This window comes from Chryseobacterium gilvum (genome assembly GCF_025628965.1).
GTDB lineage: Bacteria > Bacteroidota > Bacteroidia > Flavobacteriales > Weeksellaceae > Chryseobacterium > Chryseobacterium gilvum.
Map to the genome: position 1 here is coordinate 1347584 of NZ_JAOTEN010000001.1, position 15710 is coordinate 1363293.

The window sequence follows — 15710 nt, forward strand, 5'->3', positions numbered from 1 at the left end:
TCGTTTTTAAAATATAACGCAGCTCATTCCTCAGGAATGAGTTTTTTATTTTTATTTTTGTAAAAATTCTCATCCCTATGTCTCTTCACATAAAAAATATCACTAAGAAATTTGCTGAACAAACAGCACTTCAGAATATAAATATCACCATCGATAAGAATGAAATCATTGGCCTTCTCGGGCCAAATGGCGCAGGAAAATCTACCCTGATGAAATCTATTGTAGGTGCTTTGAAAATTGATGATGGCACAATTATTTTTAATGGGAACGATATTACCGAGAATGAAATTGAAAGTAAGAAAAACATCGGATTTTTGCCGGAAAACAATCCTTTGTATCTGGAAATGTACGTGAAGGAATACCTGCAGTTTGTAGCCAATATCCATCAAATTTCTGAAAAAAGAGTGGATGAAGTGATAGAACTGGTTGGAATCACGCCGGAAAAATCTAAAAAAATAAGCCAGTTATCAAAAGGATACAAACAGAGAGTCGGTCTTGCACAAGCCATCATTCATCAGCCGGATTTTTTGATTCTTGATGAACCGACCAATGGCCTTGATCCGAATCAGATTATCGAAATCAGGAATGTCATTAAAGAAATCGGGAAAGAAAAAACGGTATTGCTTTCTACACATATCATGCAGGAAGTTGAAGCTCTGTGTACACGCGTGATTCTTATTCATAAAGGAAACATTTTGCAGGACTGCCCTATTGATGAATTTAAAGGGAAATTCAACAGTCTGGAAGAAGCTTTTGCCAGCTATACACAGACAGAATCTCATCTCTAATTGGCTTCATTTTTGATCATCTTACACAACAAAAATAGTAATATGATCAAAAAAATCTTGTTAGGCGCATTCTGCATTGCGCAGTTTTCAACGGTTTCAGCCTATGAGTCTGAAAATAAAGATGTACATCCGGTAGAGAAAAGTATTTTTCAGAAAGTACCGAAAACCATCATTGTAAAAACAAAGAAATTCAAAATAAAAATTGATGTGCAGCCGAACGGTAAATATCTGTATCAATCCTGGGCAGCCAATTCAAAAATAACATCGAAACCAAGCATGATCATCAGTGACGGAGAAATTGTTCAGGATGGCAGCGGTGGAAATTATTATTATGAATTCAACAACAATGGATATCTTTATCAGATCTGGAGAAATTACCTTACGAGTTCCAAAAACAAGTCTCCTTATACCTTAGTAGTCATTAACGATGCAGGTGACACCATTGTAAAACAAGATGCACAAATTGTTAAAAATTAATTTATATTATTATAAAAAAAGCTCCCATAAAAATGAGAGCTTTTTAATATTAACTTTCCTGTTTCGGAGTTTCAGTTCTATCAATTAGCATTCCTTTACCTTCTTGATTTCTCTTTTGAACCTGCTCAAGAAGCTGTAAACCTAATAATCCGCTGATGCCGCCATTCGCAGCATCTCCATTTCCGCCAATGAGAATATCCGGCATTATTTTCACATTCTGAGAAGCTATATTTTCCATGATTTTTAACTGGGTGAAATTATTCCCGCCCATTGCTTCTACAGATAATTTATAAGATTCTGCATTCGATTTACCGATTGCCAGAATTTTTTCGGCTTCGGCATTACCCGTTAAAGAAATCTGTTCCGCATTTGCTTTGGCCAGTAATTCTATCTTTTCGGATTCTGCTTTCGCTAAAAGTCTTGTTTTTTCTGCTTCACCGGTTGCCAGTAATTTTAGTCTGTCACCTTCCGCATTGGCCTGCAGACGTACAGAATTGGCATCACCTGTTGCCTTTTTAACCGAGGCATCAGCAACGCGTTCGGCAATCCAAACCCCCTGATCTGCTTTTACAATTTCTTTCTGCATATCGGCAACTGCCGTTTCTTTCTCTAAGCTTTGTCGGGTTTCCTGCGCCAACATTTCAGTTTCGTAGGTAATTTTTTGCTCTTCTGCCAGTTTTCGGTCAGTCAGTGTTTTCATAAGGCTTTCCGGAGGAACAATAGCTCCAATCAAAGTATCAACCGCATTTACATTATATTGATCTAAAACGCTGCTGATATGTTCTTTTGCAGATTGCTGTCTTTCTTTACGGGTACCCAAAAAGGCAATCACATCGCTGTCCTGAGCAGAATTTCTGAAATAGTTTCCAATCGTAGGTTCTAAAACCTGGCTTACCAGGTTGATCATATTTCCAAAACGGGCAATCACTTTCGGCGCTTCATAGGTCGGAATATGAATAATCTGGGAAACATCAAGATTGAAAGGGAAACCGTCTTTACTTCTTACGGTTATCGTAGAAAGATTTTTATCTAATTGATGGGATTCGCTTCTTTCATAAGCCCAGTTTAATACTAAATTCGTTGTGGGAACCAATTCAACTTTCATAATATAAGGATTAATAGGATATTTTCCGGGACCGATCGGCTCAGACCAAACTCCTTTATGACCTTTTTCAACTATATTTCCGTGTTTAAAATCGATACCGCTCAAATCTTTACCTTCTGCGCCTACATAACTGATAATTACTCCGACGTGGCCAATCGGGATTTCTGTCATGTGCACCATTTCAACTTTTGTAAACCACGGGTTTAAGAAATAAGAACCCGCCAAAATTACCTGCTCCTGAAGCCCTTTATAACCTCCGTTGTTCAAAAAAGTATCTACATCCTGAAATTTATTATGCGATTCTATAATTTTACCGGCAATCTGGCCTTCTTCCAAAGGGTTTCCTTCCATTGTGGTAATCACTCCTACCGCATTATCCGGAATCTGAGTCATTTCGGTGAGTTCAACATCAAACAATAAAGTATTAATTCTGTAAGAACCCGGAGCAATAATGGCAGTTTGCCGTCCTTTTCGTCCACCGTTTCTAAGAAACGCTTCTGCATCCTGAAAAGAATCGCAGGCAATTTTTCTTGCTAAAATACGTCCTGTTTCCAATTCTGTACCGTCTTTTGCCAGAATAAGCCCCAATTTGCCCGTAGGAATCACGGTAAACGGCTGAAACTGAATCGTATATTGCCAAATCCATTTGCCAAAATAAATTCCCGGAGCTAAAGTCTGCGCCTGAAAACCCGCTTCACCATTTGTAGCGATAATTCTTCCTTCCGGAAGTTCCTGTTTTCCTACCAATACAAATTTTTTGGTAACGAGGCCAATTCTGTCTTCCGGCACAATAACCAGCCCAAAGAAGACGCGTAATATAAGTTTATAAAAAAGTAAGCACAACAGTGCAATGACAGCCGGAATCATCCAGCCTTGAAATGTAAGTTCCATAGTTTGTTTAAAGTTTAGTTAAAATATAGGAAATGACTTACAGCCCTATTTTAAAATAAGGTAGAGTCATGCAGATGAATCTTCGGAAAACTAAGAAAGTGAAGGAGGAGACGTATTAAAAATCGTGAAAACAATTTCTGATACTTTTAGGAGAAAAATTTTGAAATTTGTTGGTTTCATTTGTAATCACAAAGGATAATTTCCTTTTGCTATACAAATGTACATTATAAAATATTTAAATAAATGAAAAAACTAAAATATTTTTCAAAAATAATATAAGTCACAGACAATCAATATGATCTTTTATAAAAATGTTCTGTACGCTTTCAAAACTATTTTTGGCAGTCTCATAACCTATAGTATAGATTTGCTGCATACGGTCTTTTTTTCTTTCAAAAGTACCAAAACCGGATAAATCCTGAAGCGGAATAAACCAGTCGCAATGCTCAAATTTTGTCTTTTCTACCCTGTAAGAAAGCAAATCGTATGATCGGGAAACAATCGCTTTAATGGTTTTTAAATCATTGATTTTAATATCGCTCGGCGGTGAAACAAAAACTCCGATCAGAGTATCACAATCGTTAATGATGAGATCTGCAGGAAAATTATTAAGCACTCCACCGTCACAATACATTTCGTCTCCTACAATGTAAGGCGTTGTAATTCCGGGGATTGAGCATGACGCAATGATGGCATCAATAACTTTAAAATCTTTGTCAAATATTTTTTCGGTTCCTGAAACGAGCTCTGTAGCGACGATTTTTACTTCTTTATCCAAATCTCCGATTTTCATATCCTGAAAAACAGGTTTCAGGTAATTGGCAAAAATAACGGACGAAACCAAACCCGGCTGGTTAAAAGCAAAATGCTTCCAGTTGAAAAAATACACCGACTGGAAAAAATCTAAAATCTCTTCGGGCTTTTTGCCGACCGCATGTAAACATCCAACGATTGAGCCTGCACTGCAACAGGATAAAACGTCGATATTGATGTTTTTTTCGTCCAGAAATTTCAGGACTCCTGCATGCGCAATTCCTTTGGTTCCGCCACCCGATAAGACCAGACCAGTTTTTTCAGTATTCATGGAATAAAATTAAGAAAAGAGGTTGTAAAAAAGGGGTTAATTTTTAGAAATATCAGATTTTAAAATTATTTTAATACTTCTATAATTTTTCTTAAATCCATAAAAAAGCCACAGAATAATCTGTGGCTTTTTTAACCTATATTTATCTTTTTAGATATGGATCACTTCTCCATATGCAGCTGCTGCAGCTTCCATAATCGCTTCGGAAACTGTTGGATGCGGGTGGATTGATTTGATAATTTCGTGACCTGTAGTCTCTAATTTTCTCGCAACTACTGCTTCAGCAACCATATCGGTAACGCCTTCACCAATCATGTGACAACCCAACCATTCCCCATATTTGGCATCGAAAATCACTTTGATGAAACCATCTGTATTTCCGTTTGCCGTAGCTTTTCCGCTTGCAGAAAGAGGGAATTTCCCCACTTTGATTTCGTATCCTTTTTCTTTTGCCTGCTTTTCGGTAAGGCCTACAGAAGCTACTTCCGGATGACAATATGTACAACCAGGAATATTACCATAGTCGATTTTCTCAACATGCATTCCTTTGATTTTTTCGACACAAGTGATTCCTTCTGCGGAAGCAACATGCGCCAAAGCCTGCGTCGGGATAATATCTCCGATTGCAAAATAGCCCGGAACCGAAGTTTCGTACCATTCATTTACCAACACCCTTCCTTTATCAGTCTGGATTCCCACTTCTTCAAGGCCGATGTTTTCGATATTGGCAGCAATACCAACCGCAGACAATAAAATATCAGTTTCAAGCGTGATGTTTCCTTTTGTCGTCTTTACGGTAGCTTTTACTCCGTTTCCACTGGTATCAACGCTTTCTACTGAAGCATTGGTCATAATGTCAATTCCTGATTTTTTAAGTGATTTTTCAAGATGTTTAGAAATTTCTTCATCTTCTACAGGAACGATATTCGGTAAAAACTCTACAACGGTTACTTTTGTTCCCATCGTATTATAGAAGTCGGCAAATTCTACCCCAATTGCACCGGAACCTACTACGATCATAGATTTTGGCTGCTCCGGAAGTGATAAAGCCTGTCTGTATCCGATTACTTTTTTACCATCCTGTGGTAAATTCGGCAATTCTCTGGAACGGGCTCCGGTTGCAATAATGATATTGCTTCCTGTATATTCGGTAACTTTACCTTCTTTATCGGTAACAGATACTTTTTTGTCTTTTAAAATTTTAGCGGTTCCCAGAATCACATCGATTTTGTTTTTCTTCATCAGGAATTCAATGCCTTTGCTCATTTTATTGGCAACGCCGCGGCTTCTCTGAATTACGTTTGGAAATTCAAAGCCTGCTTCCACTTTGTTTAAACCATAATCTTCAGCATGATTGATATAATGAAATACCTGAGCCGACTTCAATAAAGCTTTGGTTGGGATACATCCCCAATTAAGACAAATCCCTCCTAAGTTTTCTTTTTCGATAATTGCGGTTTTAAACCCCAACTGTGCTGCTCTGATTGCTGTAACATATCCACCGGGACCACTTCCGATGACAATAATATCGTAATTCATTAGCTTAAAATTTTTATGCGAATTTAAGCAAAAATATTGGATGTTTAATGTTTCTTTCATTCATCTGGTGCATGAACGGAGATAGACTTTATATGGAAAAACAAAAAAAGAGAACACCAAAGTATTCTCTTTATAATCATTTCTGATTTCTTTTTATAGCTTTTATTTATTTTCCGGCTCTTAACAGACGCTTTTCATTCTGGTACCTTATATTTAAAGCTTTCAGCTGCTCATTTTTCATTTTTTGAGTGGCTACAGGATGATTCATGATCATTTTTTTTTCAGCCTGATATCTTTTCGCCAACTCACGGGATTTGCTGTTTACCAACTCACTTTTTGACGGGTGCGGCGGCGCAGGAGGTCTTTTCTGGGCATTCATACTTACTGAAAATCCGATTAAGACCATTGCTGATATAAAAAACTTTTTCATAATGTTTACTTTAGTGTATGCATTGAAATCATACAGGTTTAAGACATCTATTGCATATATCGTACCACACCCGAATTTGCATTTTCGGCGGTCTGTTTAATCAATTCGTTTCTGGTTGACAGAAATTTGGTAAGATAATTCTTTAGGAAAAAATAGTTAAAAAGTTTTCCGATGAATCCGAAAGGAGATTCAAATTCAAATATATCGGTCATGATTGTATTTTCGCCATCCTGTTTAAAAACATGTTGATGCTTCAATGCTTTAAAAGTTCCTCTCAGCATGATATCTGTGAATTCGTAAGGTTTTTTCATGCTGATGATTTTAGAAGTATGGGTTTGGTAAACTCCTAAATGTTTGGCTCTCCAGGTTACGGTTTCGTTTAATTCAATCAAACCTTCTGTTCGCCCTGCAATTGCTGTTTCTCCTGTTTTAAAAGTTGATTTCTGATGAAGATCGATGTCTCTGGCTAAGTCGAAAACTTTGTGACTATCAGCTTTGATGATTGTTTCGAGATGGATTTCAGACATAGTACATACATATTATTACATATATTCCAATAAACACAAGCCAGCTGATCGTATGAAAGACAGACAAATTTAATATTGTACATCTTCTGACATGTTCCAGAAGCATGATCGTTGCTACAATTCCACAATAAATAGAGCCCGGAAAAGAATGCGTATCAATTATTAAAACAGGAAAGAAAAGCAAAGACCCTATCAATGAAACGGTCATCATATTTCCCAGATAATCCCAAATATTTTCTTTTGAAGACGACTGTAAAAATAAAAGCTGCCAAAAGATCAGAACGATATAAAATACAGGAAGCCATATAACGTCTAATCCGCTAAACAACTCTGATTTTTCTTTACTTGCATATCCTATTAAAGAGGAAAATAGTATCACAAATGCGATATAAGCCAACCTATATTTTAAGTTAAAATCAGGAGTGCAGGAATAATCTGTGTTTTCTGAGGGGATGATCTGTTTTCTGTTGTAAGAGACAAAAGAATATAACTTTCTGGAAAACCAATACAACGGTTGTATTCTCGCAATTTTTTCCAACAACGGAAATGAATTGCCGATAATAGCAAGCAAACTGTCTAAACCGTAAATTACGGTATTTTGATTATGATCAACTAACGCAATTTCGTTTTTCGCACGATTAAAGTCAATCAGATTTTTATTTTTACATGATAATTCTGTGAATGCTTCTCTTCCGTTTTCATCCAGCATACCGGATTTTATAAAACCTTTTGAATATAAATTGCACATAGGGCAATCATTATCGTAAATAAGGGTGTGATTTTTAAGCGGTTTCATAGCAATATGTTTTAAAAGTTCATTTTTTTATTCTTTCTTCCGAAATAAAAAATTAAAAACAGGTGAATGATTAAGTTTTTCATAATTATTATATTTTCAGTAATTTTTGAAAGTTTATTTGAAATAAAAAAGGATTTGGCATCCTTTCTATTTTAATAAATTGGTAATCTTTCCGACCAGCCAATGGTCATCACTCTTTATTGCGAGATCCATAATATTATTGATTTTGCTGGTAACATTGCTGAAGTCATCCATTAATTTAATAAATTCTTTGGCTTCTTCAGAATTATTATCTTCAATATTTTTCAATTCTTCCAGAAATGCAACGACAGGTTCGATTTCTCTTTTTCTGCGCTCTTTTGTGATTTGCTTAAATAAAAACCAGACATCTTTTTCGGCGGTGAAATACTCTTTCCGGTCTCCTTTTACGAATTCTTTTTTCACAATTCCCCAATCCATCAGAGCTCTAAGATTCATATTGGCGTTCCCTCTGGAAATTTCCAGCAGTTCCATTACTTCATCCGTAGAAAGTGGTTTCCCGTTTGCCAGCAATAAAGCATGAACCTGCGCCATGGTACGATTAATTCCCCAACTGGTTGCAAAAGTGCCCCAAGTCTGAATATATTTTTCTTTAGCTTCTGAAAGTTTCATGTATTTGTTTGAATTTCTATTACAAATATAATCATATTTTTTGAACTTTCAATAATAATTGAAAATTAATTATGCTAATATTCCACTTTTGAATTAAGGTTCAATTTTAGCTGAGATTCCTTGATTCCAAAATTTCAATTCCGGCATATAGTACAAGTAAACATTGCTCGACCTTCCTGTATATTCTCCTGAAAATTCTACTTTTAAATCGAGATTAATAATTTTTGTTTCATTGGCATCAAAATGTTCCCAATATAAAACCAGATAATTGTCAAAAATTTCATAATAAGAAATTAATTTCTTATCCAAAATATCTTTTAACAAAGCATTCTGTAAAGTAAACCCTGCAGGAATCCCGATTTTTGCCGTTACCATCGGCAACTGCCCGTTAATTGTATTTTTGACCGTAACAGTCAATCTGTTAGTCTGTCCTACTTTTGAAATTTCCGATTTCAGCTTTGTATCCAGTATAACAGGAATATTTTGGCTTTCAGGAACCTGCAATGTATAATAATGATAATCTAATTTGTAGGGCAATCCTTTTTTAGTTATATAATCAACTTTGATTTCGTTTTCTCCCGGCTTGAAAGCTGATGCAAAACTGTTATTGGGCATAATTTCTGATCCGTTTACTTTAATGTTTGGTTTTTCTGTTCCGTAAAGCATTCCATTTCTGCCAAAAAAACCGGACAAAGCTTCCAAAGCCAATGCAGTTGCCTGTGTAGATCCGAAGCCGTAATAACCGTTATAATTGATTAATTCATCTGCAACTTGAGCTATTTTTAATTGATTAACTTTTTCATCTTTTTGCAGGGCCATTATATACAGTGAAAGCGTTTCTGCATTGGCAGATTTCCCTCCGGAACCCGTAAAAGTTGTTTCTGCTCTTATATTTTTTGTTTCATACTGTTGATTTAAAAAGTCTATTAATAATTTATAATCATCTTTTTTACCCAGATCTGCAGATACATTGGCCATTAAAGTAAGGTGATAAGAATCTTTTTTAGCTAAAGCTCTATTCAGATTAATTTTATACGAATCTTCGATCTCCTGTTTAAAACCGGCTTTAGATAATGCATATAAAACATACATGTTTCTTGCCCACGCGTAATCTGTGTATGGTTTTTTAATTTCGAAGTTTCTTCTTACCTCAAACTGCCCGTTTGAATTTTTCTTTGAGAGTATAAAAGAAGTGAGATCTTGAATTATTTTCGGCTCTACATTCACATATTTTTTCAGATCTTTAAACTCTAGTAGGGCAAAAGCCGATAGTGAAACATCAGATTCAGTATCGCTGAAATACCCAAATCCACCGTCTTTGTTTTTATAGCTAAGCATTCTTTGATATCCTTTTTTCATATTTCTGATCACTGAATTTTCTGTACCCGCATCAATTTTTTTGACAGACTTCAAATAATCCATAATAAAAATATTTGGATAAACTGTTGATGAAAGCTGTTCAAAACATCCGTAAGGCTCTCTTTTTAGTCTTTCTAAATCTTCAAACATCTGTAATGCAGAATTTTCATACACATAATATGAAGCGAAGAAACTGCCATTAATATACTCCGGGATATAAATATTCAGGCTTTCTGATTTATTGTTTATCAATGAAAAATGATACGGAAATCCCTTTTCCTCAACATTAAAGGGTAAAATCACCGTTTCACGGAAATCATTCGATTTTACAGTAAACTGGATATTGGAAGCGGTCACATAATCGGTTTGTATTTTTACAAAAAGTTTTCCTGATTCCAGGGGCTTTAAAGTTATTAGGCTGTCAAATTCCATGAGTCTTACATGATTCGGAACCATCACATTCAGGACCATTTTCCTGGTTTCGGAAGAATTGTTTTTAATCACCACAGGAATCAGCATTTGATCTGTTCTTGTCAAGTACTGTGGAATTTTCGCATCAACAGAAATTAAACTTTGTGCTGAATAAGCAGTTTCGTCGTGTCCTGTCAATCCGGTTGAAGAAATTCCTTCGGTAATGATTCTGAAGGCTGTATTGGCATCCGAATTATAAAATTCTACTGTAGCTTTTCCTTCCTTATCCGTTTCTACTACAGGATTCCAATATAGTGTTTCTCTGTAATCGTGACGGTAAGCGGTATTTGTAGATTCATATTTTGGGTACGAAAAGTTTTTTGTGTAGGAATAAGTAACCAAACTGTCGCGATTTACAGATAAAACTGCATAATATGATTTCGGAGTTATATCAATTTTTAGTCTAGAATATCGGTCTTTCTTTGAATTGATAATTACTGCTCCATTAGCGGCTCGGTTTCCGTAAATGGAAGTCGCAGCGGCATCTTTTAGAATAACTACACTTTCAACATTATTTGAATTGAGCTTTCTGAATTCTGAAGAATTTGAGATGTAACCGTCAACTACATACAGTGGCTCTGAATTAGAAGATATTGAAGATGTACCTCTGACTAACAGATTATTAGCTGCACCGGGAGAGCCGGAAGAAGAATTAATAACAATTCCTGCTGCCTGACCCTGTAGTGTATTTAAAACTGAAACATTGGATTTGTTTTCTAAAATTCCGGCTTCAATAGTTGTCACAGATGAGGTAGATTTTGCTTTGGTCACTGAACTATACCCTAAAACAACAACTTCTTCAATATTTTTTTCTTTACTGATTGTATCTGCTTTGCTAGTGACATATGGTTGATTTTTAATTATATTCTGGATTCCCTGAGTCACAGGTTTTGGTTTTTCTTTAATTTCAGCTTCTTTTACAATTTCTTCTAGATCGATATTAGTTAAAGATTGTTTTGCTAAAGGATTGATATTTAATTTAAAAGACAAAATTCTCAAGGTAATTTTCTGCTTCGGCTGTAAAGATTTTGCCACAATTCTATAAGAATACTGGCGATTTAGATCTGAAAAGTAAAACAGTCCATTTTCAGCTGTTGCCTGCTTCAGGATTTTAGAATCTCCCTCTACCAGGTAAACTTCAGCTTTTACAGGCTTATTGTTCTCATCTTCCACAATTCCATAAATCGGGTTTTTCTTTTCGGGAAGATATTTGTATTTACCATTTTTCACAGTTTCATGGATCATTTCAAAATACCGGTACCCGTTGGTAAGCATAACTAAGTCTAAACTTTTCTGCGCTTTTTCTTCTTTTTTATCAAAATAAAACTGCGGCCTTTCGATTTTACCTCTCAATTCAGAATCCATCAAAAGCCAGGAAATAATATGATTTTGCCTATCATCTGCATACGTCCACAATTTATCATCTATAACACTTACTGCGAGATTTGCGGGAATCGGTTTCCCGTTTTCATCATTTGTTTCTATATTAACCATCACCTTTTCTCTAGGTAGGTAATGTTTTTTAGAGGGTGTTATTTTGATATTCATCTGCTTATTTTCATTAGCAAAAACAACACGCTCAGCAATTGGAATATCATTTTCTGAAACCGTAAATCTGCAGATGCCGATCGGAAGATCTGTTTCAGTAATTTCAAATTGATTTAAACCCTGATTCAGCACAACTGATTTGCGGTAAATTTCTTTTTCACGGAAGCTGCCTGTAATCAAAACTGTTTTATCTTTCGCTGAATGTATTTTTAAAATAATGTTCTGCTTTTCTTTTTTCAGATTTAAAACAATTCCATTATTTTTGGCAGAGGGAAAGTTATAAACAGAATTGATATTTTCCGGTTTTAAAATTTTAGCGTAATAAGTTTCATCATTTTTCGGAGTGATGTAAAAGCTTCCCATGCCAAAGTTATAAGCTGAAATTTCAGTAATTTTTTCATCTTTATGATTAAAAACAGCTAAAGTAATATCAACAGGCTTTTCAAATTCATCTATAGCTTTAAAAGCAACATTCTGTTCGATCCCGGTGATGAAAGTTCCGCCTTCCGGCATGAATTTCAAATCAACACGATTAAGCACAATCGGGATATTTCTCGAAATAGATTCTGTAAATCCATCAAAATTGAGTTTAATATTGAGTAAAGCATCCGAAGATTTTAAAACCTGAGGCAGTTTAAATGTCAACAGATATTTCCCTTCTTTATCGGTAATTAATTTACCTTCCGAGATTTTTTCTCCGTCGTGCATTACGGTAAAATCTGCTTCGTAAAAAGGAATTGGCAAATTATTCAGGCTTCGCACAGAAAAGTCTGCCAACACTTCATCTCCTCCTCCATATCCTTTTTTAGGAAAATCAAGTTTCATTAAAATTCTCGGAGAAACATTTTTTTGCAGCGTAATTTCTTTTTCAAAAGCATTTTTACCGTCTTCGTTCAGCATCCAGTTGGTATACGCTTTTATTTTGTAAATCCCTCCCTTCATATCATTATCAAAATATATATAACCTTCAGCGCAACCGTTTTTTATAACATATTTAGATTTATTTATTATACTTCCACTTGGGTCAATCAATTCAAAATTCACCACTTTACTAAGATTGGCAGGCAAATTATTTTTTCCCTGAATAACATATATCTTAAAATACATTTCCTCGCCAGGTTTGTAAAATACATGGTTGGTCTGTATATAGGTTTTTTCTTTTTCATAATCTTTGAACTGATTCTGTGCTTTCAAAACAATATTTGAAAACATAAAAATACAACTGAACAGGTAAGCAAAAATTGTAGACTTCATCATTTAAAATTTAAAAGAAACTGAACAACCAAAAGTTTTGAAAGATGGCAGATTAAAAAAATCAAGGCCTCTGCTGTTGTCAAAATCATAGAAATTCTGATTAGAATCTGCACCATTATTTGCCTGCCAAAGAAAAATGTTACTGACATATAAAGTTACCCCCAAAGCTCTCTGAAAATCTCCGAGATTGAATTTTGCCGTTAAAGAAATATCATTGATTTTTATATAATCAGAGTTTTGCACATAATCTTCCGCCACTCCCAAATATCCGTACCTCGACCATCGGTTTTCTGTGACTGTCTGGCTAGGATTATAGAAATCTACTGGGGTCTGATTGATATTTCCATTAGAATTCATGCCTTCAAAAACATAGTTTTTAATATTTCTCTGATCACCGGAAGTCTGAGAACGTCCGTAATAATCTAGCGCAGCCTGAGTCCCATTCCAAATCTGACCGCCTTTTTTCCATTCCCAACTGATATCTAAAGAAAACATTTTATAGTTAAGACTGTGTGTGAACTTCATTACAAAATCCGGTGTCGGGTCTGCAATAATTTTTAAACCTGCAGCTTTTTCAGGATATCCAGCTTCATCAATGATTAACTTTCCGGAAGCATCTCTTTCATAATAACTTCCCATCACTGCACCTATAACCTGACCCTCTGATAAAGTTTTATAAATATCATTAAATCCTGATATTTTAAGATCGTTATTCCCGGAATGTAGTCTGCCTACAATATCTTTATATTTAAAAAAAGATGCTTTATTACTGATTCTAAAGTCATATCCCAAACGGATCTTATCATAATTGAAATTAAGTTCGTAACCGCTGTACGTATGATCGGCAAGATTTTTCAGAAGCAGATTATTCCCTTCAAAAACAGGAAATACATCATCGAATATTCTTCTGTTGAAGTACTCTGCAGTAAGGCTTATTTTATAATTGTAATTGAATTTAAAGCCTGTTTTCCATTCTTTAATATTGATATTTGAAAGATTTTTAAAGCTTTCCACTTCTTTCAGCGGAATATACTGATAAGCATTCTGTGCTGAAAATAGTGTTGTGGTAAAAGGAGAATATGACTTTGTAATTTCAGGTTCTGCGCTGAGATGGGTGTATGCTCCTAATAACTGTAGTTCTGTGCCGTACCAGCCAAACAGATCTAAAAAAGTGAAATAAGCATTGGCTTTTGGGAGCCAGTATATATTTTCAAGCGAGGTATTCGAAACATAAAATGAATTTCCAAGATTTACTCCTATCCGAAAATCGTGGTAATCTTCGATTTCCATTTTATAATCAAAAATATAATCCTGTGCTGTTCTCTGATAAACATAATTTCTGCCTGCGCTGTGATTTACATTTACCATTCGGTCATTTAAAATATGATTTAAGCTGAAAATATTTTTAAAATCATAATCTCCCAACTCATAAAACATCAAAATATTTAAGTTAAACAGCTGGTTTTTTTGAGTCCTTTTATTGATAAAACCATTTTCAAAGCCATATGTTGAAAATTTGTACTGATCTGTATTTGAAAAATTTTCATGATCGTAGGACTGGCTTACATTAAATTTAAAATCATCCCATTTTCTTCCCAAATCAAAATTGAACTGTCGTCTGCTGTCATAATAATTATATTTTTGATCCTGATCCAGCAAAAACCCAGGATTATCTGCAAACCGACTGTACCTGCGTTGAGAACCATTTCCTAAATATGCATTCTGTATATTTGAAAACGAAACCGGCGTAAGCATCGAATTCTGATAAGCCCGATTGAAAAGCCCGGTTCGGTTGGTATTTGTAGCTTTATTTTGTTCATTATTGAAACCGCCATTTACTGAAAACTGTAATATTTTAGCATTTATTTTTACCTTGACTGTATTCAGAATTTCATATTGGTCTATGAAATAGGTCTGATCTTTCTGCTGGCCAAAGTCTAAGGAAAGACGAAACTGATCTTCATTATTTTTTTTAATAGCCGCATTTATCGTAAGATAATTGCTGTAGCCAACGGTAGTTTTAAATAGTTGGTTATCATAAGCATTTGCGGGACTTCGTCCGTTTGAGAAATTCACCAATCTGCCGTTCTGATCGTATTCATATGGCTGATTATCAAATTTTAAAGTAGAGATATCCGGTCCGAAACTGAATATTTCATCGGTTTCCGGGCCTCTCCATACTAAAGATCCACTTTCTGCCCTTCCCTGTACATAACTGTTTTGAAGAGCAGGAAGCCGGTTTCTGCTTTTTATATCAAACGAACTGGTGAAACTCCCGTTGAAAGTGAGATATTTTTTAGGCTGAGCTTTTATTTTGTATAAAGCATTTTTTTTGAGCTTGAGTTTTCTGACCGAAGAAAAATAACGATCTGAATTTTTTTTGACTGTATCGTATTTTTCAATACTAAAACGATCTGTAGTTGGATCTGCGATTATACTGTCATAATCATTAGTGTAAATATTTTTTACATGGTCTTCTTCAATCTCACTTTTCAAAATAGATTTTAGTTCTCTTACCCCAGAAACCACTAAAATATTTTTTCCGTTATTCCAAACCAACGTATCATAGTTTTTGGCAGCTAGAATGGCAAATCCTTTTTCATCTGTAAGCTCATAAACACCGGAGTTTTTGTTATATACCTTCAGGAAGTTCTGAGGCTTTTTCTTTTCATTAAAAAATCTTCCTGAATAATAGAGCTGAGAATTCTGCGAAAACAAAGACTGAATTGCAAAAAACAGTAACAAGCAATAAATTTTCTTCATTTGTAATAATATTTCTAAAAATAGAGA

Annotated in this window: 11 protein-coding genes; 2 read left to right on the forward strand and 9 right to left on the reverse strand. The window is 35.0% G+C overall.

The window, feature by feature from the left end; translation table 11 throughout:
• Positions 1 to 77: 77 nt before the first annotated feature.
• Both N0B16_RS06230 and N0B16_RS06235 read left to right on the forward strand, forming a co-directional pair.
• Complete coding sequence (locus N0B16_RS06230) at positions 78 to 788, forward strand: ABC transporter ATP-binding protein (RefSeq protein ID WP_262989866.1); 711 nt, start codon at positions 78 to 80, stop codon at positions 786 to 788.
• 42 nt (positions 789 to 830) lie between these two features.
• The gene (locus N0B16_RS06235) at positions 831 to 1265 is read left to right on the forward strand and encodes a hypothetical protein (RefSeq protein ID WP_262989867.1); all 435 of its coding nucleotides are present in this window, start codon (positions 831 to 833) and stop codon (positions 1263 to 1265) included.
• A gap of 49 nt (positions 1266 to 1314) precedes the next feature.
• Here N0B16_RS06235 and N0B16_RS06240 read toward each other — a convergent pair whose 3' ends face one another.
• The 9 genes from N0B16_RS06240 to N0B16_RS06280 all read right to left on the reverse strand — a co-directional run bounded on the left by N0B16_RS06240 (position 1315) and on the right by N0B16_RS06280 (position 15683).
• Positions 1315 to 3261, reverse strand: coding sequence for an SPFH domain-containing protein (locus N0B16_RS06240; protein ID WP_262989868.1), 1947 nt, complete (start codon positions 3259 to 3261; stop codon positions 1315 to 1317).
• Positions 3262 to 3541: 280 nt separating this feature from the next.
• Positions 3542 to 4345 (reverse strand): patatin-like phospholipase family protein, encoded by an 804-nt coding sequence (locus tag N0B16_RS06245; protein ID WP_262989869.1) that lies wholly within the window; start codon positions 4343 to 4345, stop codon positions 3542 to 3544.
• A 150-nt stretch (positions 4346 to 4495) separates the two neighbouring features.
• Positions 4496 to 5884: a dihydrolipoyl dehydrogenase gene (lpdA, locus tag N0B16_RS06250; protein WP_262989870.1), complete on the reverse strand. Its 1389-nt coding sequence runs from the start codon at positions 5882 to 5884 to the stop codon at positions 4496 to 4498.
• Positions 5885 to 6050: 166 nt separating this feature from the next.
• Positions 6051 to 6314, reverse strand: a complete 264-nt coding sequence (locus N0B16_RS06255) for a hypothetical protein (protein WP_262989871.1) — start codon at positions 6312 to 6314, stop codon at positions 6051 to 6053.
• A 47-nt stretch (positions 6315 to 6361) separates the two neighbouring features.
• Positions 6362 to 6841 (reverse strand): SRPBCC family protein, encoded by a 480-nt coding sequence (locus N0B16_RS06260; protein ID WP_262989872.1) that lies wholly within the window; start codon positions 6839 to 6841, stop codon positions 6362 to 6364.
• Entirely contained in the window at positions 6834 to 7637 is an 804-nt protein-coding gene (locus tag N0B16_RS06265) for a DCC1-like thiol-disulfide oxidoreductase family protein (protein WP_262989873.1), read from the reverse strand. Before N0B16_RS06265 ends, N0B16_RS06260 begins: the two co-directional genes overlap by 8 nt.
• Before the next feature lie 147 nt (positions 7638 to 7784).
• The gene (locus N0B16_RS06270) at positions 7785 to 8288 is read right to left on the reverse strand and encodes a GbsR/MarR family transcriptional regulator (RefSeq protein WP_262989874.1); all 504 of its coding nucleotides are present in this window, start codon (positions 8286 to 8288) and stop codon (positions 7785 to 7787) included.
• A gap of 93 nt (positions 8289 to 8381) precedes the next feature.
• A complete protein-coding gene (locus N0B16_RS06275) occupies positions 8382 to 12878 on the reverse strand; it encodes a TonB-dependent receptor plug domain-containing protein (protein ID WP_262989875.1) in 4497 nt (1498 codons plus the stop codon).
• Between the two features lie 45 nt (positions 12879 to 12923).
• Positions 12924 to 15683, reverse strand: a complete 2760-nt coding sequence (locus N0B16_RS06280; RefSeq protein ID WP_262989876.1) for a hypothetical protein — start codon at positions 15681 to 15683, stop codon at positions 12924 to 12926.
• Between the last annotated feature and the right edge of the window lie 27 nt (positions 15684 to 15710).

Coding starts and splice junctions, on each gene's coding strand:
- N0B16_RS06230 (WP_262989866.1), top strand. CDS start 78: ATGTCTCTTCACATAAAAAATATCACTAAGAAATTTGCTGAACAAACA.
- N0B16_RS06235 (WP_262989867.1), top strand. CDS start 831: ATGATCAAAAAAATCTTGTTAGGCGCATTCTGCATTGCGCAGTTTTCA.
- N0B16_RS06240 (WP_262989868.1), bottom strand. CDS start 3,261: ATGGAACTTACATTTCAAGGCTGGATGATTCCGGCTGTCATTGCACTG.
- N0B16_RS06245 (WP_262989869.1), bottom strand. CDS start 4,345: ATGAATACTGAAAAAACTGGTCTGGTCTTATCGGGTGGCGGAACCAAA.
- lpdA (WP_262989870.1), bottom strand. CDS start 5,884: ATGAATTACGATATTATTGTCATCGGAAGTGGTCCCGGTGGATATGTT.
- N0B16_RS06255 (WP_262989871.1), bottom strand. CDS start 6,314: ATGAAAAAGTTTTTTATATCAGCAATGGTCTTAATCGGATTTTCAGTA.
- N0B16_RS06260 (WP_262989872.1), bottom strand. CDS start 6,841: ATGTCTGAAATCCATCTCGAAACAATCATCAAAGCTGATAGTCACAAA.
- N0B16_RS06265 (WP_262989873.1), bottom strand. CDS start 7,637: ATGAAACCGCTTAAAAATCACACCCTTATTTACGATAATGATTGCCCT.
- N0B16_RS06270 (WP_262989874.1), bottom strand. CDS start 8,288: ATGAAACTTTCAGAAGCTAAAGAAAAATATATTCAGACTTGGGGCACT.
- N0B16_RS06275 (WP_262989875.1), bottom strand. CDS start 12,878: ATGTTTTCAAATATTGTTTTGAAAGCACAGAATCAGTTCAAAGATTAT.
- N0B16_RS06280 (WP_262989876.1), bottom strand. CDS start 15,683: ATGAAGAAAATTTATTGCTTGTTACTGTTTTTTGCAATTCAGTCTTTG.